Annotated in this window: 1 protein-coding gene; it reads right to left on the bottom strand. The window is 61.2% G+C overall.

Annotation, left to right across the window (positions count from 1 at the left end; translation table 11 throughout):
* Positions 1-538 (bottom strand): hypothetical protein (locus LGN19_RS39705; protein ID WP_264173373.1); only part of this gene is annotated, 538 nt, incomplete at both ends.

Raw genomic sequence — 538 nt, forward strand, 5'->3', positions numbered from 1 at the left:
ACAGGGTCTGTCGTCGGCTAACAGCTCGATTGGTTCGCTCTCGACTTCGACCTCGACCGGTCTGTCGTCGGCCAATAGCTCGATCGATTCGCTCTCGACTTCGACCTCGACGGGCCTGTCGTCGGCTAACAGCTCGATCGGTTCGCTGTCGACTTCGACGTCGACCGGCCTGTCGTCGGCCAATAGCTCGATTGGTTCGCTGTCGACCTCGACGTCGACGGGTCTGTCGTCGGCTAACAGCTCGATTGGTTCGCTGTCGACTTCCACGTCGACCGGTCTGTCGTCGGCCAATAGCTCGATTGGTTCGCTCTCGACTTCCACGTCGACCGGCCTCTCGTCGGCTAACAGCTCGATTGGTTCGCTCTCGACTTCGACGTCGACGGGCCTGTCGTCCGCCAATAGCTCGATCGATTCGCTGTCGACCTCCACGTCGACGGGTCTGTCGTCGGCCAACAGCTCGATTGGTTCGCTCTCGACTTCGACGTCGACGGGCCTGTCGTCCGCCAATAGCTCGATCGGCTCGCTGTCGACTTCGACG

The sequence above is a fragment of the Burkholderia sp. AU30198 genome, assembly GCF_020419825.1.
Classification (GTDB): domain Bacteria; phylum Pseudomonadota; class Gammaproteobacteria; order Burkholderiales; family Burkholderiaceae; genus Burkholderia.